The following is a 20,906-nucleotide window of genomic DNA, read 5'->3' as shown; positions in this document are numbered from 1 at the left end:
GCGCAGCCGCATCCGCGACACCGATTTCGCCAAGGAAACCGCCGAACTGACCCGCACCCAGATCCTGCAGCAGGCCGGTACGGCCATGCTGGCCCAGGCCAACCAGGTGCCCCAGAACGTGATGTCCCTGCTGCGCTAAGCGCCGCCGCTCCACCCTTCTCGATAGTTCCCTGTCGTCACGGACGGATTCGTCTCCCTCCGTTTGGCAGTACCCCAACCCCCGCCGGCGACGGCGGGGGCTTTTTTTTGGAGCGGTGATTGGGGATTGGTGATTAGTGATTGGTTGGAAACAGCGGGCCTTCTCCACATCACCAATCACGAATCACCAATCACCAATCACCAATCACGGCCTCTTTGGCACAAACCCTGCATCACGGAATCTGCCTGCATTTCTTACCAGCACGCCGGACCCACGGCGGCGGTGGGAGACGGAGAAATGCGGCTAAAGAACGGCTCCCGCGGGCCGTTATCAGTACTGCACGGGCGGGTCCCATTCGTCACCGGATGGCGACCCGCCCGGCCTCCCTTTTTGCGGAAAGGGCCAGACAGGAGACAGGGCAATGGCAGATTACTCACTGGGTTACGGCGGCGTCGGCTCCGGCATGGACATCACCGGCATGGTCGAGCAACTGGTCGCGGCCGATCGCCGGCCCGCCGACAACCGCCTGAACCGCATCGAGAGCCAGGCCAAGTTCAAGCTGTCCGCCATCGGCACCGTCAGTTCCGCCTTCAGCACCCTGGACACGGCACTCAAGGCGCTGAAATCGGCCACCGCCTTCGACGTACGGACGGTGAAGTCGGGTACCGACACGGTCGTCGGCGCCAGCGTCTCCAGCGGTGCGCCAAACGGCACCTACAACGTGGAGGTGGTCGAACTGGCCACCGCCAACAAATGGATTACCAACGCGCCGGTCGCGGCCACCCAGACCTTCGGCGCCGGCCAATTGACGCTGACCGTCGGCGGCGAGGCGCTGGCCATCGACATCGCCGAAGGCGCCACCCTGCAGGACGTGCGCAGCGCCATCAACGACGCCGCGCGCAGCAAGGGCGTGCAGGCCAGCGTGCTGACCTCCAACGACGGCCAGTACCTGTCGGTGTCGTCGGACAAGACCGGTGCGGCCAACGGCCTCACCCTCGCCTTCACCTCCGGCGGCAGCGACCTGCAGTCGCTCGTCGGCAGCCTGCAGGAACGCGTGCCGGCCGCCGACGCCGAGGTCCTGATCGATGGCCTGACCGTCACCGCCAGCACCAACAAGATCACCGAAGCCGTGCCCGGCCTGACCCTGGACCTGAAGACCAAGGGCACCAGCACGGTCACCGTGTCCACCGACACCGCCGCCGCCAGCAAACTGGTCCAGGATTTCGTGACGGCGTACAACACCGCCATCAACGCGATCAACGCGTCCACCAAGTACAACGCCGACACCAACGAGCCCTCCGCCCTGACCGGTGACGCGCAGATGCGCAGCGCCTCGGGACAGCTGCGCAACCTGATGGGCAACCTGCTGGGCGACCTGGCCGCGCAGGGGCTGGATGCCAAGACGCTGGGCCTGCAGACCAAGGGCTTTCCTTCGTCCGACGGCACGCTGGTGTTCGACAGCAGCAAGTTCACCGCCGCCCTGACCGCCGATCCGGAGAAGATCCGCAGCGCGTTCACCGGCGAGACCGCGTTCGCCGGCACGCTGCAGAAGGCCGTCGGCAGCTACACCGGCACCGATGGCGCGTTCACCCTGCGCAGCAACGGGCTGAACGCGCAGATCAAGGACGTCGCCGCGCAGCGCACCGCGCTGGACGCCCGCATGGAAGCCGTCGGGAACCGTTACAAGGCGCAGTTCGTGGCCATGGACGCCCTGGTCGGACAGATGAGCAACACCAGCAATTACCTGGCCCAGCAACTGGCCTCTCTCTCCAACCAGACCGGATAAGCAAGGGGATCGCGCGATGCGTCCCCCTGCATCGCCACCCCAGGAGAACACGCAATGTCACTTCAGTCCTATGCCGCGCAGTACCGCAACACCGGCCTCAGCAGCGCCGTGATGGAAGCGGACCCGCACCGCCTGGTCGCCCTGCTGCTGGCGGGCGCCTGCGAGCGCCTGCGCCTGGCCGAAGCCTGCGTGGTGCGCGGCGACCTGGCGCGCAAGGGCAAGGCCATCGGCGAGGTCAGCGCGATCATCGGGCACCTCAACGGCTCGCTCGACCACGAGGCCGGCGGCGAGATCGCCAGCAGCCTGTCGGCGCTGTACGACTACGTGCAGACGCGCCTGATCGAAGCCAACCTGCACAACGACCCGGCCGCCCTGCGCGAATCGCTGGAGCTGCTGGGCGAAATCGAATCGGCGTGGAACGCCATTCCCCACGACCAGCGCCAGGTCCCGGCGATGGCGGCGGCAGGATGAACACCGCGCCGGCCCTGGCCGACCTGTTCGCGCAGCTGGACGGCATGCGCCGCGCGCTGCACGCCGGCGAGCTGGACGACGTCGAGCGCCTGCTCGATCGCCACGACCACGACGTGCGCGCGTTCCTGCACGCCGACGGCGGCAAGACCGCCGGCTACGATGCCCTGGCCGTGCTGCTGCGCGAGCAGCTCGAACTGCAGAAGCGCATGCAGGACGCGCGGGAGCAGGCACGCGTGCGCATGCACGCCACGCAGCGCGCCGACCGTGCCGCGCGCGCCTACCTGTCCGTCGTGGAGGGTTGATCCGTGCCGACCCCGATCATCCTGGTGGAACGCCCGGCCGAACATGCCCTGTTCGAGGGCGCCCTGACGTGCGACGCGGTGCTGCCGGCCCGCTTCGACCCGGGACGGCGCGCGGTGATGCAGGCGTCTTCCGAAGCCCTGCTGAAAGGCCTGGCCGTCGCCGAGGACGTCAGCGGCGACGACCCGGAAGAGCGCAAGGAAGCCACGCCATCGCAACAACGCATCGAGGCCAAGCTGGACCTGGTGCTGTCGCTGCTCGGCCGGCTGGCACGCCGGCACGAGGATGCCCTGCCCGTCACCGCCCTGCGCTGGTCGCATCGCGGACTGCGCCTGGATGTCGACACGCCGCCGCCGTCGAGTGCCGGCACGCCTGGCATCGTCACCCTGCAACCCGCCGCGTGGTTGAGCGACCAGATCGAACTGCCCGCCACGGTGCTCGACCAGGTGCAGGGCTCGCAGGGACTGCAGCATGTGTGGTTGCAGTTCGATGCATTGAATGCGGGCCTGGCCGAGGCGATGGACCGTCACCTGTTCCGCCTGCATCGCCGGCAGATCGCCGAAGCGCGGCAGCTCGCCGGCCGCACCTAGGGCCGCTGCGCGCGGATATCGACAGCCGCGTCACGCACGGCGTGCAACGGTCACGCCGGTGGCTTGCGACGTGTGTGGTTTTTCGCGGGCGACGCAGACCCTAACTGTGACTCGCGTCCGGATTTCACCTCTCCATCGCGTTTGTGAATTGGCGACGGCGCAGTGCGCCGTTATCGTGACTCGACCCCTGCAATGCGATAGCGAACGACTCTTCCCGTGCGTGTACTCATCGTCGACGACCACACCCTGGTCCGCGCCGGCATCGGACGCCTGCTGCAGGCGCTGCCCGATGTCGATGTGGTGGCCGAGGCCTGCAACGGGCAACAGGCGCTCGACATGGCGGCCATCCACCGCCCGGATGTGATCCTGCTGGATCTCTCGCTGCCCGACCGCAGCGGCCTTGAACTGCTGCCGCTGCTGCGCGATTCGCTGCCGCAGACGCGCGTGGTGATGATGTCGATGCACAACGATCCCACCCAGGTGCGCGTGGCGCTCGATCGCGGCTGCGCCGGCTTCGTCGTCAAGGAAGCCGCGCCGATGGAACTGGAACTGGCCCTGCGTGCCGCCGCCAGCGGCCAGGTATTCCTCAGTCCGCAGGTGTCGTCGAAGATGCTGGCGCCGATGCTCAACCAGCAGCGCCCCACCGGCATCGCCGCCCTGTCGCCGCGCCAGCGCGAAATCCTGCGCCAGCTCGGCAACGGCATGAGCAGCAAGGAAATCGCCGCGCAGCTCGGCATCAGCGTCAAGACGGTGGAAACCCACCGCGCGCGCATGATGGAGTCGCTGGGCTGCCGCCGCGCCAACGATCTGCTGCTGCTGGCCGCGCGCCACCAGAACGAACTGGCCTGAGCCTTGCAACAGCACGGGGGCGATGCCCTTTCCGTGACGGAATCCCGTGATCGCAGCGCCCCGTCCGGCGTCCTTTTCCGCCATTGAACCGACGCCGTAGGGGAAACCCTGACGGCGCGTGGGGCGTGCCCGCAGCACGACCAGAAACGCCCTGATTTTTTTTCCGTCACCCGCCCCGCACAGTGTCAACACGATGTGAAGCCGACCTCGGCACGCCATCGAATCGGGGATGACGGGAATGAAGACGGGACTTTCCACCCAGCTCGGGCAGCAACTCCACCTGACGCCGCAACTGCTGCAGTCGATCCGGCTGCTGCAGCTGGACGGCCTGCAGCTGGAACTGGAAGTGCGCCGCGCGCTGGACCTCAATCCGCTGCTCGAAGTCGAGGAAACCCACGACGCCGACCAGGCCGCCGAGATCGAGGTGCTGCCCGCGCAGGACGTGGCCGCGCTGGAAACGGCCGCCTTCGACGAACTGCCCGAATCCAGCCTCTGGGACGTGCCCGGTGCCGGCTGGCAGGACGGCGACGAGGACCGCATGCAGCGCGTCGAAGCCGGCGAATCCAGCGATCCGCACGTGCGCGTGCTGGACCGGCTGGCGCTGGAGCTGGACGACCGGTCGCTCGACGTCGTCGCCTTCTGGCTGGAGCACACCAACGACGCCGGCTACCTGGAGCAGGCACCCGACGCGCTGGCGCTGCTGGCCTCGGCCCGCTTCGACCTGACCGTGCCGGCCGTGCTGGCGCTTCGCGAGCGCCTGCTGCGCGGCGAGTTCCCCGGCCTGGCCGCCGCCGACGTGCGCGAGTGCCTGCTGGTGCAGCTGGACTGCCTGCAGGGCCGCGTGCCGGCGCGCCACGTCGCCCGCCGCATCGTCACCGACGGCATGGCGCTGCTGGCCGCCCACGAATACGACGCGCTCGCCCGCCTGCTGGACCTGGACATCGACCAGGTCATGGAAGGTGTGAACCTGGTGCTGTCGCTGGACGCCCGTCCGGGCGCCTCGCTGGCCCCCGCCCCGACCGGCTACATCATGCCCGACGTGGTCGCCTGGCACGCCGACTGCGCCTGGCGCGTGGCGCTGAACCCGGCCACCACGCCGCGCCTGCGCGTCAACGCCATGCAGGAGCGCGCCCTGGACCAGGCCGCGCCCTCCGAGGGCGCCGGCAAGCTGCGCGAACTGCTGCAGGAGGCGCGCTGGCTGACCCGCGGCCTGTCGATCCGCTACGACACCCTTCTGCGCACCGCGCGCGCCATCGTCGAGCGCCAGGCCGGCTTCCTCGCCCACGGCGACGAGGCGATGGCCCCGCTGACGCTCAAGGAGATCGCCGACACCATCGGCATGCACGAGTCCACCGTCTCGCGCATCACCACCGGCAAGTACATGCAGACCCCGCGCGGCACGTTCGAGCTGAAGCATTTCTTCGCCGTGCGGCTGGAAGGCGCCAGCGTGTCCGGCCCGGCCGTGCGCGCCATGGTGCGCCGCCTGATCGACGCCGAACCGGCCGGCAAGCCGCTGGCCGACGAGGCGATCGCCGGCCTGCTGGCCCGCCAGGGCATCCACATCGCCCGCCGGACCGTGGCCAAGTACCGGGAACAGCTCGATATCGCTCCCGCCCGGGAACGCCGACGCGCTACCGTATCGGTCTTGGCCAAGGCCGGATAACGGAGCGCGACCGCAATGAGCAAGATCACCGTACTGCTGGTGGACGACCACGAAGGTTTCATCAACGCCGCCCTGCGCCACCTGCGCAAGGTGGAGTGGCTGGACATCGTGGGCCGCGCCGGCAATGGCCTGGAGGCCATCGAACGTTCCGAGACCCTGCGTCCGGACGTGGTGCTGATGGACCTGGCCATGCCCGAGATGGGCGGCCTGCAGGCCACCCGCCTGATCAAGACGCAGGACGCACCGCCCTTCATCGTCATCGCCAGCCACTTCGACGACGCGGAACACCGCGAACATGCGATGCGCGCCGGCGCCGACGACTTCGTCAGCAAGCTTTCCTACATCCAGGAAGTCTTGCCCATCCTCGAAAAATTCAAAGACCGCCGCCATGAGTGAATCCCGCATCCTCGTCATCGACGCCGACGCCGCCCGTGCCGAACGCCTGGCCGGACTGCTCGAATTCATGGACCTGACACCCCGCTGGGTCTCCAGCGCCGGTGACGTGGATGTCCGCCGCGCGCGCCAGCACGACTGGCTGGCGGTGGTGGTCGGCTCGCTCGACGACCAGAAGGCCGCCGACACCTTCTTCGCCTGGCTGGGCAAGGCCGCCCTGCCGCCGCCGGTGCTGCTGCTGGAAGGCGACACCGCCGGCTTCGCCGCCGCGCATGGCCTGCACGAGGCCGGCGTGTGGCCGCTGGAAACCCCGATCCGCCACGCACAGCTGGAAGCCTGCCTGCGCCGCGCCAGCCTGAAGCGGCTGGACACCGAACACCAGGCGCAGCAGGTCACCACCCGCGGCCCGACCGGCAACAGCCCGGCCGTCACCCGCCTGCGCCGCATGATCGAGCAGGTCGCCGACTTCGACACCACCGTGCTGGTGCTGGGCGAATCCGGCACCGGCAAGGAAGTGGTGGCCCGCGCCATCCACGACCAGTCGCCGCGCCGCGACGGACCGTTCGTGGCCATCAACTGCGGCGCCATCCCGCCGGACCTGCTGGAAAGCGAACTCTTCGGCCACGAGAAGGGCGCCTTCACCGGCGCGCTGACCGCCCGCAAGGGCCGCTTCGAGATGGCCGAGGGCGGCACCCTGCTGCTGGACGAGATCGGCGACATGAGCCTGCCGATGCAGGTGAAGCTGTTGCGCGTGCTGCAGGAGCGCAGCTTCGAGCGCGTCGGCGGCAACCAGACCATCCGCTGCAACGTGCGCGTGATCGCCGCCACCCACCGCAACCTGGAAGCGCGCATCGCCGACGGCCACTTCCGCGAGGACCTGTTCTACCGCCTCAACGTGTTCCCCATCGAGATGCCGGCGCTGCGCGAACGCGCCGACGACCTGCCGGACCTGGTGATGACCATCGCCGCCCAGCTCTCGCGCACCGGCCGGGGCGAAGTGCGCTTCGCCAACGAGACCCTGCAGGCCCTGCGCCTGTACGCCTGGCCGGGCAATGTGCGCGAGCTGACCAACCTGGTCGAGCGGCTGGCCGTGCTGCATCCCGGCGGCCTGGTCCGCGTGGCCGACCTGCCCAAGCGCTACCAGCCGGAAGGCGCGGACGCGCCGGCGGTGGACGCGCCCGCCGCGGTCGCCGCCGCACCCGCCGTCGCCGCGCCGCTGCCGTCGGCCATCGTCGCCGCCGCCGTGTCGCCGCCCGACCGCCTGCCGGAAGCCGGCATCGACCTGCGCGAACACATCGCCCAGATCGAGCTGAACCTGATCCGCGACGCGCTGGACCGCGCCGGTGGCGTGGTCGCGCATGCGGCCCAGCTGCTCGGCCTGCGCCGCACCACGCTGGTGGAAAAGCTGCGCAAGTACGGCATCGAGCGCGAGGACGTCGCGCTGGCGACGGAAAACTGACTGGGCACGGGCGCGGTTTCCGGCACGGGTCTTGCAATTGATCAGGCAAGACACCCCGACGACCGAAGCACCCGCCCATGTCCGACGTCTCCTCCATCCTCTCGCAGATCCGCAGTTACCAGCACCAGGTCGGTACGCGCGCGCTGGAGCCGATGCCCAACCCCGGCGCGTTCACGCCCAACCGGGTGGGACTGGAGCAGCCGGGCGTCAAGGCGCCGAGCTTCGGCGACACGCTGCAGAACGCGCTGGAAGGCGTGAACAATGCCCAGAAGACGTCCGGCGCCCTGGCGCAGGCCTTCGAGCTGGGCGATCCGCGCGCCGACCTGGCGCGGGTGATGGTGGCCGCGCAGCAGTCGCAGGTCGCCTTCCGCGCCACCGTGGAAGTGCGCAACCGGCTGGTGCAGGCCTACCAGGACGTCATGAACATGCCGCTGTAAGGCGGCCCCACCTTCCTACCTAGAACCGAACCGCAACCATGGCCCTCACGCTGTCCAAGGAAGCCCTGAAGGAATCGCTGACCGCCGACAAGGCCGGTGCGGCGCTGACCAAGATCCAGGACGCGCGCGTGTTCAAGCAGATGGGCACGCTGCTGCTGATAGCCGGCGCCGTGGCCGTCGGCATGATGGTGTTCTTCTGGTCGCAGAAGCCGGCCTACACCCCGCTCTACACCGGCCTGGACGCCAAGGCGACCGCCGAAGCCACCGACATGCTGCGCGCGGCGCAGATCCCGTTCCAGCTGGACCAGGCCAGCGGCGCGATCTCCGTGCCCGAGGAAAACCTGCACGACGCGCGGCTGAAACTGGCCGGCGCCGGCCTGGCCGAAAGCGGACGCCTCGGGTTCGAGATGATGGAGCGCGATCCGGGCTTCGGCGTCAGCCAGTTCGTCGAGAACGCGCGCTACCAGCACGCGCTGGAAACGGAATTGGTCCGCACCATCACCACGCTGCGCCCGGTGCGCGACGCGCGCGTGCACCTGGCCATCCCCAAGCCGTCCGCCTTCACCCGCCAGCGCGAGGTCGCCAGCGCGTCGGTGGTGCTGGACCTGCGCTCGGGCACGATGCTGGAACGCAACCAGGTGGATGCGATCGTCCACCTGGTGTCGTCGTCGATCCCCGACCTGGCGCCGGAGCGCGTCACCGTGGTCGACCAGAGCGGCCGCATGCTGACCATCAGCGACCCGAACAGCGAGGCCGCGCTGAACGCCGCCCAGTTCGAGCGCGTGCGCAAGCTGGAGACCTCGTTCAACGACCGCATCCGCGAACTGCTGGAGCCGCTGACCGGTCCCGGCCGCGTCAATGCCGAAGTCGCGGTGGACATGGACTTCTCGGTCACCGAGGAGGCGCGCGAGACCTTCGCCAACGACCCGGCCAAGATCCGCAGCGAGCAGGTCAGCCAGAACACCGTCGCCGGCACCGGCCCCGAAGGCGTGCCCGGCGCCACCAGCAACACGCCGCCCGGCCCCAACGCCGCCGCCGCGCCCAATCCCGCCGCCCCGGTGGAAACCGCCAGCAGCGCGACGCGCAACTTCGAGATGGACCGCACGCTGCAGCACACACGCCAGCCGGCCGGCCGCGTGCGCCGCGTCACCGCCGCCGTGCTGGTCGACCACGTGCCGCGCACGGGCGAGAACGGCAAGGTGGTCATGACCGCGCTCGACGCCGCCACGCTGACCCGCATCGAGGCGCTGGTGAAGGAAGCCGTCGGCTTCGACGCCGCCCGCGGCGACTCGGTGTCGGTGATGAACGCCCCGTTCGTGCGCGAGACCGAAGCGCCGGTCGACGTGCCGTTCTGGGAAAGCCCGTGGCTGCACAATCCGATGGTGCGCGACATCGCGCGCTACGGCCTGGGCGCGCTGGTGGTCATCGTGCTGCTGTTCGGCGTGCTGCGCCCGGCCATGCGCCAGATCATCAGCCCGGCGGCCCGGCAGAAACGTGAGGACGAGGACGGCATCGACGTCAGCGTCGTGGACGAGGACGGCGACGACGGCGTGGTCGCCACGCTGTCGCACGACCAGCTGCCGCCGATGCGCGCCCTGCCCTCCGATGCGTACGAAGACCGCCTCCGCCAGGCGCGCGAAGCGGTGAAGACCGACTCCAAGCAGGTCGCGCAAGTGGTCAAGGACTGGGTGGCCAACGATGAATAACGCACCGGACACCGCACTCACCGGCGTGCAGCGCGCCGCCGTGCTGCTGCTCTCCCTCGGCGAGGAAGACGCCGCCGAGGTGCTCAAGCACATGAACGCGAAGGAGGTGCAGAAGCTCGGCATCGCCATGGCCACCATCTCCGGCATCAGCCGCGAGCAGGTGATGCAGGTGATGGCCACCTTCGGCGAAGCGCTGGACAAGCAGACCTCGCTGGGCATGGGCGCCGACGACTACGTGCGCAAGGTGCTGGTGCAGGCGCTGGGCGAGGACAAGGCCGGCGGCCTGATCGACCGCATCCTGCTGGGCCGCAACACCACCGGCCTGGACACGCTGAAGTGGATGGACCCACGCGCGATCGCCGACCTGGTGCGCAACGAGCATCCGCAGATCATCGCCATCGTGCTGGCCCACCTGGACAGCGACCAGGCCGCGGACACGCTGAAGCTGCTGCCCGAGCGCACCCGCACCGACGTACTGCTGCGCATCGCCACGCTGGACGGCATTCCGCCCAACGCGCTGAACGAGCTCAACGAGATCATGGAACGCCAGTTCGCCGGCAACCAGAACCTCAAGGCCTCCAGCATCGGCGGCGTGAAGGTGGCGGCCAACATCCTCAACTTCATGGACTCCGGGCAGGACCAGGTAATCCTGGGCAGCATCACCCAGGTCGACGCCGACCTGGGCGCGCGCATCCAGGACCTGATGTTCGTGTTCGACAACCTGGCCGACCTGGGCGACCGCGAACTGCAGGCCCTGTTGCGCGAAGTGCCCAACGACCGACTCGGCCTGGCCCTGCGCGGCGCCGACGCCAAGGTGAAGGAAAAGATCACCCGCAACATGTCCCAGCGCGCCGCGCAGATCCTGCTGGAAGACATGGAAGCGCGCGGCCCCGTGCGCCTGTCGGACGTGGAAGGCGCGCAGAAGGAAATCCTCGCCATCGTCCGCCGGCTGGCTGACCAGGGCGTCATCGCCCTCACCGCCAGCGCCGAGGAAATGGTATGAGCGCGCCCTCGCCGCTGCGCTGGATGCCGGCCCCCCTCGACGTGGTGGTCAGCGACGCGCCGGTCGAACAGGACGCGCCCGCGCCGGTGCCGCCGACGCTGGAAGAGATCCAGGCCATCCAGGACGCCGCCTACCGCGAAGGCCTGGAACGCGGCCTCGCCGAAGGGCATGCCGAAGGCTTCGGCCAGGGCCAGGCCGAAGTGCGCCGGCTCGCCGCGCAGATGGAAGGCATCCTCGACAACTTCTCGCGGCCGCTCGACCGGCTGGAGAACGAAGTGGTCGCCGCGCTGTCCGAACTGGCCGTGCGCATCGCCGGCGCGCTGGTCGGCCGCGCCTACCAGACCGATCCGGTCCTGCTGCAGGAACTGGCCACCTCCGCGCTCGATGCCGTGGGCGGTTCGCAGCGCGAGGTCGAGCTGCGCCTGCACCCGGACGACATCGCCGCGGTGACGCCGGTGCTGGCGATGACCGCGCACACCCGCCTGACCGCGGACACCTCGCTCAGCCGCGGCGACCTGCGCGTGCACGCCGAGAGCGTGCGCATCGACGGCACCCTGGAAGCCCGCCTGCGCGGCGCGCTGGATACCGTCCTCAACCGCGGTGCACGCACATGAGTGCGCAACCGCTGGAGTGGCTGACCGCGCGCGACCTGCGCCTGTCCACGCGGCTGTCGCAGATCAATCCCGACCTCGGCGGCCACGGCCTGATCCGCGAAGGCATCCTGCGCCGCGCCGTCGGCCTGACCCTGGAAGCGATCGGCTGCGAAGCCCCGATGGGCGCCACCTGCAAGGTGGAAGTCGTCGACGGTGGCTGGGTGGATGCGGAAGTGGTCGGTTTCTCGGGCGAACGCACCTACCTGATGCCCAGCGCCGAGCTGCACGGCCTGCTGCCGAACGCGCGCGTGGTGCCCTCGCGCCGCCGTGGCGGCGTGGAAGTCGGCGAAGGCCTGCTGGGCCGCGTGATCGACAGCGACGGCGTGCCGCTCGACGGCCGCGGCCCGATCCGCGCCGAAGGCAGCGTCAGCCTGGCCGGCATCGCGATCAATCCGCTGTCGCGCGAACCGATCACCCAACCGCTGGACGTCGGCGTGCGCGCGATCAATGCGCTGCTGCCGATCGGCCGCGGCCAGCGCGTCGGCCTGTTCGCCGGCTCGGGCGTCGGCAAGTCCACGCTGCTGGGCATGATGACCCGCTACACCGCCGCCGACGTCATTGTCGTCGGCCTGATCGGCGAACGCGGTCGCGAAGTGCGCGATTTCGTCGAGACCACCCTGGGTCCGTCCGGCCTGGCGCGCGCGGTGGTCGTGGCCAGTCCCGCCGACCGGCCGCCGCTGGCGCGCCTGCAGGGCGCGTATCGCGCCACCGCCATCGCCGAGTGGTTCCGCGACCAGGGCCTCAACGTGCTGCTGCTGATGGATTCGCTGACGCGTTTCGCGCAGGCGCAGCGCGAGATCGGCCTGTCGGTCGGCGAGCCGCCGACCACGCGCGGCTATCCGCCGTCGGTGTTCGCGCGCCTGCCGGCGCTGGTGGAGCGCGCGGGCAACGGCGCCAAGGGCCGTGGTTCGATCACCGCCTTCTACACCGTGCTGACCGAGGGCGACGATCCGCAGGATCCGATCGCCGACGCCGCGCGTGCCATCCTCGACGGCCACATCCTGCTGTCGCGCCGTGTCGCAGACGCAGGCCTGTACCCGGCCATCGATGTCGAATCCTCGGTCAGCCGCGTGGTCACCGAGATCGCCGACGAGACCTGGCGCGACCGCATCCGCAAGCTCAAGCGGCTGCTGTCGGCCTACAACAGCAACCGCGACCTGATCGCCATCGGCGCCTACCAGCGCGGCAACGATCCGACCGTGGACGAAGCGCTGGGACGCTGGCCGGAGATCGTCGAGTTCCTCGGCCAGGACGTGGCCCGCGCCGCCGACCTGCCGAGCAGCCGCGCCGCCCTGGAATCCCTGATCCAACGCAACCTCGCCGCCGGCATCCCGATGCCGCCCGGCCTGCAGTAACGCCAAGGAACCCCACGATGATGCAGTCCCGCCGAATCGACCCGCTGCTGCGCCGCGCCCAGGAGCACGAGGATTCCGTCGCCCGCGAGCTGGCCGAGCGCCAGAACACGCTCGCCCAGCACGAGTCGCGGCTGGAGGAACTGCGCCGGTACGCCGAGGACTACGCCAACAGCCAGATGGCCGCCACCAGTCCGGCGCAGCTGGCCAACCGTCGCGCGTTCCTCGAGCGCATCGACCAGGCGCTCAAGCAGCAGTTGCAGAACGTGGACCGCAGCCGCGCCAGCGTGGACATCGAACGCGACCGCCTGCTGCTGGCCAGCCGCGACAAGCAGGTGCTGGAACAGCTGGCCGCCAGCTACCGCGTGCAGGAAAAACTCATCGTCGACCGCCGCGACCAGCGCGAGATGGATGACGTCGGCGCGCGTCGCGCCCGCCTGGCTGCGACCGCCCGCGAGAACGAGGACGCCTGATGCCGTCGCCGACGTCCGCGCTGAACTTCGCCATGAAGGCGCCGTCTCCGTCGACGGCGTCGGCCATCCCTGCCGACACGAACGAGGCGCCTGCGAAGAAGCCGGCGTTCGACGACATGGTGCGTCGTCCTGCCAGGCGCGATGATGCGGCGCGTGCACCGGACGCGCGCACCGCCGAAGCCAAGGAGCCCGTCCGGCAGCGCCCGGACAAGGCGGTCGCCGGCAGGCAGGACGAGGCGGCACGCGCCTCCGCCGAGGACGACACGCCCGACGACGCCACGGTGGCGTCGCTGGTACCGCCGATCCTGATGGAACTGCCTCCGCTCCAGCCGGCGCTGGCTGCGGATGCGACCGCCACCATGCTCACCGATCCGCTCGGCCATCTCCTGCTCGCTGGCGCGCAGCCCGCGGCCAACGCGCCGCTTCCCGCCGATGCGCTGCTGGCCGGCGGTCGCGCCGCGATCCCGGCCACGTTGCCGGGCGCGATCGCGACGGGCCCGGCGGCCGATGCAGGCCAGACCGTCGCCCCCGGGACGACCGCGACGCCGGCCGCTGCCACGACCGACGCCAAGGCGCCGCTGCAGAACCTGCTGTCCTTCGCGACGCACCTGGCCACGGGCCAGGTCGCCGCCGCCGTGCCCGAGGCGATCACCCTGGGACGCGACCTGGTCGACGCCTTCCGCAGCGACGACGGCGACACCGCCGTGCCGACCGGCACCCTGCTGGCCGGCGTCGGCGCGTCGAACCAGGCGCTCGGCCTGTCGCGCACCGACACCGTCAACGCGATGGACGCGCCAAGCGCCGACCTGCATGGCGGTCACTTCGACGAGGACATCGGCGACGCCGTGCGCTGGATGGCCGACCAGAAGATCGGCCACGCCCACATCAAGGTCACCCCGAACGACCTGGGCACGGTGGAAATCCGGCTGCGCCTGGAAGGCGACCGCGTCCACGCCGACTTCTCCAGCGCCCAGGCCGAGGTCCGCCAGGCACTGGAAAGCAGCCTGCCGCGCCTGCGCGACATGCTGGGCCAGCAGGGCTTCCAGCTGGCGCATGCCGACGTGGGACAGCAGCAGTCACCGCCGTCGAAGGGCGGCGGTTCGCAGCACGGCGAAGGCGGGCCCGACGCCGGCGAACCCGCCGTCGAGGCGCCCCGCACCGTCCGCATGACCGCCCGCGGCCTGGTCGACGCTTACGCCTGACGGGCTACCCGGGTACCCGGCGAACTCCTGTGGGAGCGACGTAAGTCGCGAACGCGGACCGTCGGCACCCGGAACCCCTGCCACTTGGCGCGATCGACCAGGGCAGCCCCAGTGGGCAGCCGTCCTGATCCTTCATCGCGACTGACGTCGCTCCCACACCGGGAGTCCCCGCCGCCGCAGGCTCCCCGTCAAAACCCCGTCGGCTTCCCGCCCCCGTCACGGCACACCGCTTGCATCCCCTGGATCGACCCCTCAGGAGATCCCGCGCCGTGGCAGCCGCCGACAAGAACGCAAGCAAATCCAAGGCCGACAAGGGCGACAAGCCCAAGGGCGGCAAGTCGCTGCTGACCATCGGGCTGGTGGCGGTGATCGCGGCCGGCGCGGCAGGCGGCGGTGCGTGGTACTTCGCCAGCCACGGCACGAAGGAAGAGAAGGCCGACGCGCCGCAGGCCAAGAAGCCGGGCGAAGTGCCCGCGCCCGCCCAGTACTTCGCGCTGGAACCGCCGTTCGTCGTCAACCTCGTCGGCGAGACGGGCGGCGCCCGCTACCTGCAGGTGGAAGTGCAGCTGATGACGCGCGATCCCGAGGCGATGACCGCCATCCAGCTGCATGCGCCGGCCATCCGCGCGCGCCTGCTGATGCTGTTCGCGCAGCAGGACGCCGCCAGCCTGATGTCGCGCGAAGGCAAGGAGCGCCTGCAGAACGCCGCCCTCGGCGAAGTGAAGGCACTGATGGTGGCCGAGACCGGCAAGCCCAGCGCCGAGTCGATCCTCTTCACCAGCTTCGTGATGCAGTGACGGACGCCTGCCGCCATGACCAGTGACCTGCTGTCGCAAGACGAGATCGACGCCCTGCTCAACGGCGTCGACTCCGGCGTCATCGAGACCGAGGAACCGCCGCAGGACCCGACGGTGGCGCGGACCTACGATTTCGCCAGCCAGGACCGCATCGTCCGCGGACGCCTGCCGACGCTGGAGATGATCAACGAGCGCTTCGTGCGCACGTGGCGGATCGGCCTGTTCAACCTGCTGCGCCGCTCCGCCGAGCTGTCGGTGCGGGGCATCGAGACCATCAAGTTCAGCGACTACCTGCATTCGCTGTACGTGCCCACCAACCTCAACCTGGTGAAGTTCAAGCCGCTGCGCGGCGTCGGCCTGATCGTGTTCGAGCCGAAGCTGGTGTTCACGATGGTGGACAACTTCTTCGGCGGCGACGGCCGCTACCCGGCCAAGATCGAAGGCCGCGAGTTTACCGCCACCGAGATGCGCGTGATCCAGCTGCTGCTGAAGCAGACCTTCGCCGACCTGATCGATGCGTGGGCGCCGGTGATGCCGGTGGATTTCGAGTACATCACCAGCGAGGTCAATCCGCACTTCGCCAACATCGTCAGCCCGCGCGAATACGTGGTGGTCAGCCGCTTCCACGTGGAGCTCGACGGCGGTGGCGGCGACCTGCACGTGACCCTGCCCTACTCCATGCTGGAACCGATCCGCGAGCTGCTGGACGCCGGCATCCAGTCCGACCGCGTGCACGACGACGACAGCTTCCGCGTGACCCTGCACGAGCAGTTGCGCGGCGCCGAAGTCACCGTGTCCAGCGTACTGGCGGAGAAGCGCATCAACCTGCGCGAGCTGACCCGCCTGAAGGTCGGCGACATCCTGCCGATCGACCTGCCCAAGTCGGTGCCGGTCTGCGTGGAGCAGGTGCCCGTGTTCACCGGCGAATTCGGCATCTCCAACGGCCAGAACGCCGTGAAGATCACCGCCCACCATCCGCCCGGCAGCCGCCACCAGCCCGCCCCGCCCCGCCACGCCCTCGCACCCGTCGCCTTCCAGGACGCCACACCATGATCCCCGAGAACGAAGAAGCCCTCGCCACCGCCTTCGGCGACACCGAGCTCGCCGGCCATCCCGCGCCGGCCGCCCACGAGGCCGACATGAGTCTGGACGTCATCCTCGACGTGCCGGTGACGCTGTCGCTGGAAGTCGGGCGCACGCGCATGCCGATACGCAACCTGCTGCAGCTCAACCAGGGCTCGGTGGTGGAACTGGAGCGCGGCGCCGGCGATCCGCTGGACGTGTTCGTCAACGGCACGCTGATCGCACATGGCGAAGTGGTGGTGGTGAATGACCGCTTCGGTGTGCGGCTGACCGACGTGGTCAGCCCCAGCGAACGCATCCGCCGCCTGCGCTGAGCCGATCGCCATGCACGCCTTCGCCCTGCTCGCCTCCGCCGCCGCACCCGCGCAGAAGATCGGCCAGCATGCCCCTTCCACGCCCGGCATCGGCGGTGCGCTGGTCGGGCTGATCCTGGTACTGGGCCTGATCCTTGGCCTGGCCTGGCTGCTCAAGCGCATGCCGGGCACGGGCGTCGGCATACGTCCCAGCGAACAGCTGCGCGTGGTGTCGATGCTGTCGGTCGGCGCCAAGGAGCGCGTGATGGTGATCGAGGTCGGCAAGGAGCAGTTGCTGATCGGCGTGACCGCCGGCGGCATCACCGCGCTGCACACGCTGCCCGAACCCCTGGTCGTCGCGCCCGCGCCGACGATGCCCAACTTCGCCGAACTGCTGGCCAAGCGCCTGCGCAAAGAGTCCTGAGATGCGTCGTTTCGTCCTTTCCCTGATCTGCCTGCTCTGGCTGGCCGCGCCGACGCTGGCGTTCGCGCAGGCGGCCACAGTGCCTGACCCGGCACCCGTGGCGGCACCGGCGGCGCCTTCCGCGCCGACCGCGCCCGCGTTGCCGACCCTGCCCAAGGTCAACGTCGGCCAGGTCGGCGACAACACCGTCAGCCTGCCGCTGCAGACTCTGCTGCTGATGACGGCGATCACGCTGATCCCGTCCGCGCTGCTGGCGATGACGGCGTTCACCCGCATCATCATCGTGCTGGGCCTGTTGCGGCAGGCGCTCGGCACCGGCCAGACGCCGTCCAATCAGGTGCTGGTGGGCCTGGCGCTGTTCCTCACCATGCTGGTGATGATGCCGGTCGGCGAGAAGGCGTGGGCGCAGGGCATGGCGCCGTACCTCAACGGCCAGATCGATTTCTCCACCGCCTGGACGCTGACCACCGGCCCGCTGCGCGACTTCATGCTGGCGCAGGTGCGCGAAACCGACCTGATGACGTTCGCCGGCCTGGCCGGACACGGCAGCTACACCGGTCCCGACGCCGTGCCGTTCCCGATCGTCGTCGCCTCCTTCATCACCAGCGAACTGAAGACCGCGTTCGAGATCGGCTTCCTGATCTTCATCCCGTTCGTGATCATCGACCTGGTGGTCGCCAGCGTGCTGATGTCGATGGGCATGATGATGTTGTCGCCGATGCTGGTGTCCGCGCCGTTCAAGATCCTGCTGTTCGTGCTGGTCGACGGCTGGGTGCTGATCGTCGGCTCGCTGGCGGCGAGCTTCAATTGAGGCTGTGATTGGTGATGCGTGATTCGTGATGGGTGATTGGAAGAATCAAAAGCCAATCTACGGATAGCACTCCGGTCTCTTCACGAATCACGAATCACCAATCACCCATCACAAATCACGAATCACGAATCACGAATCACGGTCATCCCATGAGCCCCGAAACCGCCCTCACCGAACTTCGCGATGGTCTGGAAATCGCCCTCTGGGTCGGTGGCCCGCTGCTGCTCGTCGTCCTGGTGGTCGGCGTGGTGATCGGCGTGATCCAGGCCGCCACCCAGCTCAACGAGCCGACCATCGCCTTCGTCGCCAAGGCCATCGCGCTGACTGCCGCCCTGTTCGCCACCGGCAGCTACCTGCTGGGCGTACTGGTGGAATACACCACGGCGCTGTTCCAGCGGCTGCCGCATTTGATCGGCTGACGCCGACGGGATTCGGGAGACGGGATTCGGGATTGGGCAACAGCACGACCCTGCCGCCCTCATCGATCCCACCCCTCCAACGAATCTCCAATCCCGACTCCCGAATCCCCGCCCCCATGGATCCAGCTACCCAGATGGTGATCGACGGCCAGCAGGCCTTCGGGATGATCAACGCCATCCTGTGGACCATGCTGCGCACGGGTGCGCTGCTGATGGCGGCGCCGCTGATCGGCACGCGCGCGGTGTCGGTGCGGGTGCGCGTCATCATCGCCGGCGCGCTGGCGATGGCGCTAGCCCCGCTGTTGCCGGGCACACCCGACCGCATCGCCTTCGACGCCAGCACCGTGCTGAACGTGGCGCGCGAACTCGCCGTCGGCGCGAGCATGGGCTTCATGCTGCGCCTGGCCTTCGAGGCCGGCGCGATGGCGGGCGAACTGATCTCGCAGGGCACCGGCCTGGCCTTCGCGCAGATGTCGGACCCGTTGCGCGGGGTGAACTCCGGCGTCGTCGGCCAGTGGTTCTACCTGGCCTTCGGTCTGCTGTTCTTCACCGCCAATGGCCACCTGGCGCTGGTGTCGCTGCTGGTGGACAGCTACCGCTCGCTGCCCATCGGTACGGCGCTGCCCGATGTGCAGCAGATGCTGGAGGTGGCGCCGATGCTGTTCACCCACATCCTGCGCGCGGCGGTGGGGCTGGCGCTTCCGGTGATGGTGGCCATGCTGGCGGTGAACCTGGCCTTCGGCGTGCTGGGGCGTGCCGCGCCGGCGCTCAACCCGATCCAGCTGGGCCTGCCCACCGCGCTGCTGCTGGGCCTGTTCCTGCTGGCGTTGCTGGCCGGCGAACTGGGGCCGCCGGTGCAACGGATCTTCGACCTGTCGTTCGACGCCGCGCGCCGCATCACGGCCTGAGCCCGCGGAAGTCACGTTCGTGAAACGGTGCCGAAGCGCACAGTTGAAGCACATCGCGCGCCCTTATCACATCAAACTGCGTCGCCGGTTCCACTAAATGCATGAAGTTGTGCAGAATGGGGGCAAGGGAGCTGCCGCATACGCCTGCGCATGGAGCGGAACACCGCCGTCCCACGCCGGTATCGCTCCCGCCGCACACCGGAGATTGCCGTGAACCATAGCCAGACCCACAAGCGACGTACCAGCCAGGAAACACGGGAAGCCGTGCTGGCGGCCGCCCGCCGGCTGTTCTTCACCAAGGGCTTCGACCAGACCACGCTGATGGACCTGGGCGAGGAAACCGGACTCAGCGCGCGCGGCGTGATCCTGCACTTCGAGACCAAGGCCGACATCATCGCCACCCTGCTGATCCGCGATTACACCGCGCGGCGGGCACCGATGGTGGAGCGTCCGCAGGGTTCCACGCATGCGCAGCGTATTCTGGATTTCTATTTCTGGATGGCGCGCGAAGACGCCGCCAACTTCATCGCCTTCCCCGCACTCTGGAGCGTGTCGGCGCGCTGGTCGCCGACCGTCGAGGCCGAAATGAACACCGCACTGCGCCGCATGCGCGAACCGGTGCGGCTGGAACTGAGCCGCGGCATGGGCGCCGGTGAATTCCGCGGCGTCGACATCCAGCATGCAGACGAGATGATCTGGCAGAGCTACCAGCACGGCCTGCGTGCCGTGTCCGTCAACGGCGGCACCCCGGCCATGGCCGTGCCGCAGGTGTTCAAGACGCTGGAAGCGCTGTCGGCCTGAGGCCGCCCCGCGCCGGATCGCACATACGAAAACGGCCTCCTGACGGAGGCCGTTCTGCGTTGCGGCCGACGGCGCTCAGTTGCGTCCGTTGCCCTTGCCGTTGTTGCCCTTGTTGCCGTGGCCCGGGCCCTTGCCGCCGTTGCCGTTGCCGTTGCCCTTGCCGCTGTTGCCCGGGCCCGCGTGCGCCGGCTTGCCACCAGGGCCCGCCTTGCCATGGCCGGGACCATGCTTGGACCAGTCCACGGCGACGCGCTGGTCGATGCGGATCGGATAGCCCCAGCGATCGTAGGTGCCGACCGCGCCGTTCTTCAGCGCATGGAACGCGGGCGAGCCGGGCTTGATGCCCATCTGCTTGGCCAGGTTGCCCCAGCCGATGCCGGGATTGCGCTCGTAACGCTGCACCACCTCGAGGCAGGGAATGCCCAACGCGCGCGCAATGGAACAGGCGAAGTAGACATCGCCGGGCGCCCAGCCACGGCGGTCCAGCAGATCGAGCACCAGCGAGCGCGGCGCGCCGTAGTGACCGGTCATCTCGGACACGAACGGATCGCGGTACCGGCGCCCGTAATCGTTGATCTCGCCCAGGCGCGTATCGACCCAGACATCGCCGGTGCGGATGTCGTAACCCACCGTCTGCGCATGCGCGGGCATGGCCGATGCCACGGCCAAACCCAGCGATGCCGACATCACGGCCGTCTTCAGTGCCTTCATGTCCCGTCTCCTCCGATGCGGTGGCGGAAGTCTTGGGATGGCCGACTGAACGCGCAGTGACGGCGCAGGCGTACCGGCAGCGGAGAAGCACGCCGCGCACGATGCACAAGCAAGCGTGACGGCCATCACTCCCGCCCTGCCGCGAGCGCCTACACTGCGCGGGGCGCCGACTGGCGTATCAAC

General features: G+C 69.2%; 25 protein-coding genes. 24 read left to right on the top strand and 1 reads right to left on the bottom strand.

What is annotated here, in order from left to right; genetic code table 11:
* From VGN58_RS04610 to VGN58_RS04495, 24 genes are all read left to right on the top strand, one after another.
* The coding region (locus VGN58_RS04610; protein WP_327482156.1) for a flagellin at positions 1-139 on the top strand (139 nt) is incomplete at its 5' end.
* Positions 140-560: 421 nt separating this feature from the next.
* A complete protein-coding gene (fliD, locus tag VGN58_RS04605) occupies positions 561-1,925 on the top strand; it encodes a flagellar filament capping protein FliD (RefSeq protein WP_327482153.1) in 1,365 nt (454 codons plus the stop codon).
* A 54-nt stretch (positions 1,926-1,979) separates the two neighbouring features.
* Entirely contained in the window at positions 1,980-2,396 is a 417-nt protein-coding gene (fliS, locus tag VGN58_RS04600; protein ID WP_327482152.1) for a flagellar export chaperone FliS, read from the top strand.
* Positions 2,393-2,698, top strand: coding sequence for a hypothetical protein (locus VGN58_RS04595; RefSeq protein WP_327482151.1), 306 nt, complete (start codon positions 2,393-2,395; stop codon positions 2,696-2,698). Before fliS ends, VGN58_RS04595 begins: the two co-directional genes overlap by 4 nt.
* A 3-nt stretch (positions 2,699-2,701) precedes the next feature.
* Positions 2,702-3,286 (top strand): PilZ domain-containing protein, encoded by a 585-nt coding sequence (locus VGN58_RS04590; protein WP_327482150.1) that lies wholly within the window; start codon positions 2,702-2,704, stop codon positions 3,284-3,286.
* Positions 3,287-3,502: 216 nt separating this feature from the next.
* Positions 3,503-4,135: a response regulator transcription factor gene (locus tag VGN58_RS04585; protein WP_327482149.1), complete on the top strand. Its 633-nt coding sequence runs from the start codon at positions 3,503-3,505 to the stop codon at positions 4,133-4,135.
* Between the two features lie 238 nt (positions 4,136-4,373).
* Positions 4,374-5,798, top strand: a complete 1,425-nt coding sequence (gene rpoN / locus VGN58_RS04580) for an RNA polymerase factor sigma-54 (RefSeq protein ID WP_327482148.1) — start codon at positions 4,374-4,376, stop codon at positions 5,796-5,798.
* Between the two features lie 15 nt (positions 5,799-5,813).
* On the top strand, positions 5,814-6,194 hold the full coding sequence (locus tag VGN58_RS04575; RefSeq protein ID WP_327482147.1) for a response regulator transcription factor: 381 nt from the start codon (positions 5,814-5,816) through the stop codon (positions 6,192-6,194).
* Positions 6,187-7,650 carry a sigma-54 dependent transcriptional regulator gene (locus tag VGN58_RS04570; RefSeq protein WP_327482146.1) on the top strand — a complete coding sequence of 488 codons (1,464 nt, stop codon included), beginning with the start codon at positions 6,187-6,189 and terminating at the stop codon, positions 7,648-7,650. The genes VGN58_RS04575 and VGN58_RS04570 overlap by 8 nt, the downstream gene beginning before the upstream one ends.
* A gap of 77 nt (positions 7,651-7,727) precedes the next feature.
* Positions 7,728-8,087, top strand: coding sequence for a flagellar hook-basal body complex protein FliE (fliE, locus tag VGN58_RS04565; protein ID WP_055944542.1), 360 nt, complete (start codon positions 7,728-7,730; stop codon positions 8,085-8,087).
* Positions 8,088-8,125: 38 nt separating this feature from the next.
* On the top strand, positions 8,126-9,793 hold the full coding sequence (fliF, locus tag VGN58_RS04560; protein WP_327482145.1) for a flagellar basal-body MS-ring/collar protein FliF: 1,668 nt from the start codon (positions 8,126-8,128) through the stop codon (positions 9,791-9,793).
* Positions 9,786-10,796, top strand: a complete 1,011-nt coding sequence (gene fliG / locus VGN58_RS04555) for a flagellar motor switch protein FliG (protein ID WP_327482144.1) — start codon at positions 9,786-9,788, stop codon at positions 10,794-10,796. The genes fliF and fliG overlap by 8 nt, the downstream gene beginning before the upstream one ends.
* A complete protein-coding gene (locus VGN58_RS04550) occupies positions 10,793-11,410 on the top strand; it encodes a FliH/SctL family protein (protein WP_327482143.1) in 618 nt (205 codons plus the stop codon). The genes fliG and VGN58_RS04550 overlap by 4 nt, the downstream gene beginning before the upstream one ends.
* Positions 11,407-12,804, top strand: a complete 1,398-nt coding sequence (locus VGN58_RS04545; RefSeq protein ID WP_327482142.1) for a FliI/YscN family ATPase — start codon at positions 11,407-11,409, stop codon at positions 12,802-12,804. The genes VGN58_RS04550 and VGN58_RS04545 overlap by 4 nt, the downstream gene beginning before the upstream one ends.
* 17 nt (positions 12,805-12,821) lie before the next feature.
* The gene (fliJ, locus tag VGN58_RS04540) at positions 12,822-13,274 is read left to right on the top strand and encodes a flagellar export protein FliJ (RefSeq protein WP_327482141.1); all 453 of its coding nucleotides are present in this window, start codon (positions 12,822-12,824) and stop codon (positions 13,272-13,274) included.
* The gene (locus VGN58_RS04535; RefSeq protein ID WP_327482140.1) at positions 13,274-14,476 is read left to right on the top strand and encodes a flagellar hook-length control protein FliK; all 1,203 of its coding nucleotides are present in this window, start codon (positions 13,274-13,276) and stop codon (positions 14,474-14,476) included. The genes fliJ and VGN58_RS04535 overlap by 1 nt, the downstream gene beginning before the upstream one ends.
* Before the next feature lie 239 nt (positions 14,477-14,715).
* The gene (locus tag VGN58_RS04530) at positions 14,716-15,273 is read left to right on the top strand and encodes a flagellar basal body-associated FliL family protein (protein WP_327482155.1); all 558 of its coding nucleotides are present in this window, start codon (positions 14,716-14,718) and stop codon (positions 15,271-15,273) included.
* Between the two features lie 15 nt (positions 15,274-15,288).
* Positions 15,289-16,326: a flagellar motor switch protein FliM gene (gene fliM / locus VGN58_RS04525; protein ID WP_327482139.1), complete on the top strand. Its 1,038-nt coding sequence runs from the start codon at positions 15,289-15,291 to the stop codon at positions 16,324-16,326.
* Positions 16,323-16,670 carry a flagellar motor switch protein FliN gene (fliN, locus tag VGN58_RS04520; RefSeq protein WP_414710748.1) on the top strand — a complete coding sequence of 116 codons (348 nt, stop codon included), beginning with the start codon at positions 16,323-16,325 and terminating at the stop codon, positions 16,668-16,670. The genes fliM and fliN overlap by 4 nt, the downstream gene beginning before the upstream one ends.
* 10 nt (positions 16,671-16,680) lie before the next feature.
* On the top strand, positions 16,681-17,073 hold the full coding sequence (gene fliO / locus VGN58_RS04515) for a flagellar biosynthetic protein FliO (RefSeq protein ID WP_327482137.1): 393 nt from the start codon (positions 16,681-16,683) through the stop codon (positions 17,071-17,073).
* A gap of 1 nt (position 17,074) precedes the next feature.
* The gene (gene fliP, locus VGN58_RS04510; RefSeq protein WP_327482135.1) at positions 17,075-17,884 is read left to right on the top strand and encodes a flagellar type III secretion system pore protein FliP; all 810 of its coding nucleotides are present in this window, start codon (positions 17,075-17,077) and stop codon (positions 17,882-17,884) included.
* A gap of 149 nt (positions 17,885-18,033) precedes the next feature.
* Positions 18,034-18,303 carry a flagellar biosynthetic protein FliQ gene (locus VGN58_RS04505; RefSeq protein WP_327482133.1) on the top strand — a complete coding sequence of 90 codons (270 nt, stop codon included), beginning with the start codon at positions 18,034-18,036 and terminating at the stop codon, positions 18,301-18,303.
* A 116-nt stretch (positions 18,304-18,419) separates the two neighbouring features.
* Entirely contained in the window at positions 18,420-19,211 is a 792-nt protein-coding gene (gene fliR, locus VGN58_RS04500; protein ID WP_327482131.1) for a flagellar biosynthetic protein FliR, read from the top strand.
* A gap of 210 nt (positions 19,212-19,421) precedes the next feature.
* Complete coding sequence (locus VGN58_RS04495; RefSeq protein WP_327482129.1) at positions 19,422-20,012, top strand: TetR/AcrR family transcriptional regulator; 591 nt, start codon at positions 19,422-19,424, stop codon at positions 20,010-20,012.
* A 75-nt stretch (positions 20,013-20,087) separates the two neighbouring features.
* On the opposite strand, the gene VGN58_RS04490 is transcribed toward VGN58_RS04495, so the two are convergent.
* Entirely contained in the window at positions 20,088-20,723 is a 636-nt protein-coding gene (locus VGN58_RS04490) for a hypothetical protein (RefSeq protein ID WP_327482127.1), read from the bottom strand.
* Between the last annotated feature and the right edge of the window lie 183 nt (positions 20,724-20,906).

Source organism: Pseudoxanthomonas sp., from assembly GCF_035999195.1.
Taxonomy (GTDB): Bacteria; Pseudomonadota; Gammaproteobacteria; order Xanthomonadales; family Xanthomonadaceae; genus Pseudoxanthomonas_A.
The sequence above is the reverse complement of the archived record's forward strand: the minus strand, read 5'-3'. Positions and strand labels throughout refer to the sequence as shown.

Coding starts and splice junctions, on each gene's coding strand:
- fliN (WP_414710748.1), top strand. CDS start 16,323: ATGATCCCCGAGAACGAAGAAGCCCTCGCCACCGCCTTCGGCGACACC.
- fliF (WP_327482145.1), top strand. CDS start 8,126: ATGGCCCTCACGCTGTCCAAGGAAGCCCTGAAGGAATCGCTGACCGCC.
- VGN58_RS04545 (WP_327482142.1), top strand. CDS start 11,407: ATGAGTGCGCAACCGCTGGAGTGGCTGACCGCGCGCGACCTGCGCCTG.
- VGN58_RS04535 (WP_327482140.1), top strand. CDS start 13,274: ATGCCGTCGCCGACGTCCGCGCTGAACTTCGCCATGAAGGCGCCGTCT.
- fliR (WP_327482131.1), top strand. CDS start 18,420: ATGGATCCAGCTACCCAGATGGTGATCGACGGCCAGCAGGCCTTCGGG.
- VGN58_RS04575 (WP_327482147.1), top strand. CDS start 5,814: ATGAGCAAGATCACCGTACTGCTGGTGGACGACCACGAAGGTTTCATC.
- fliE (WP_055944542.1), top strand. CDS start 7,728: ATGTCCGACGTCTCCTCCATCCTCTCGCAGATCCGCAGTTACCAGCAC.
- fliP (WP_327482135.1), top strand. CDS start 17,075: ATGCGTCGTTTCGTCCTTTCCCTGATCTGCCTGCTCTGGCTGGCCGCG.
- VGN58_RS04490 (WP_327482127.1), bottom strand. CDS start 20,723: ATGAAGGCACTGAAGACGGCCGTGATGTCGGCATCGCTGGGTTTGGCC.
- VGN58_RS04550 (WP_327482143.1), top strand. CDS start 10,793: ATGAGCGCGCCCTCGCCGCTGCGCTGGATGCCGGCCCCCCTCGACGTG.
- fliD (WP_327482153.1), top strand. CDS start 561: ATGGCAGATTACTCACTGGGTTACGGCGGCGTCGGCTCCGGCATGGAC.
- fliG (WP_327482144.1), top strand. CDS start 9,786: ATGAATAACGCACCGGACACCGCACTCACCGGCGTGCAGCGCGCCGCC.
- VGN58_RS04595 (WP_327482151.1), top strand. CDS start 2,393: ATGAACACCGCGCCGGCCCTGGCCGACCTGTTCGCGCAGCTGGACGGC.
- fliS (WP_327482152.1), top strand. CDS start 1,980: ATGTCACTTCAGTCCTATGCCGCGCAGTACCGCAACACCGGCCTCAGC.
- VGN58_RS04570 (WP_327482146.1), top strand. CDS start 6,187: ATGAGTGAATCCCGCATCCTCGTCATCGACGCCGACGCCGCCCGTGCC.
- fliJ (WP_327482141.1), top strand. CDS start 12,822: ATGATGCAGTCCCGCCGAATCGACCCGCTGCTGCGCCGCGCCCAGGAG.
- fliO (WP_327482137.1), top strand. CDS start 16,681: ATGCACGCCTTCGCCCTGCTCGCCTCCGCCGCCGCACCCGCGCAGAAG.
- rpoN (WP_327482148.1), top strand. CDS start 4,374: ATGAAGACGGGACTTTCCACCCAGCTCGGGCAGCAACTCCACCTGACG.
- VGN58_RS04505 (WP_327482133.1), top strand. CDS start 18,034: ATGAGCCCCGAAACCGCCCTCACCGAACTTCGCGATGGTCTGGAAATC.
- fliM (WP_327482139.1), top strand. CDS start 15,289: ATGACCAGTGACCTGCTGTCGCAAGACGAGATCGACGCCCTGCTCAAC.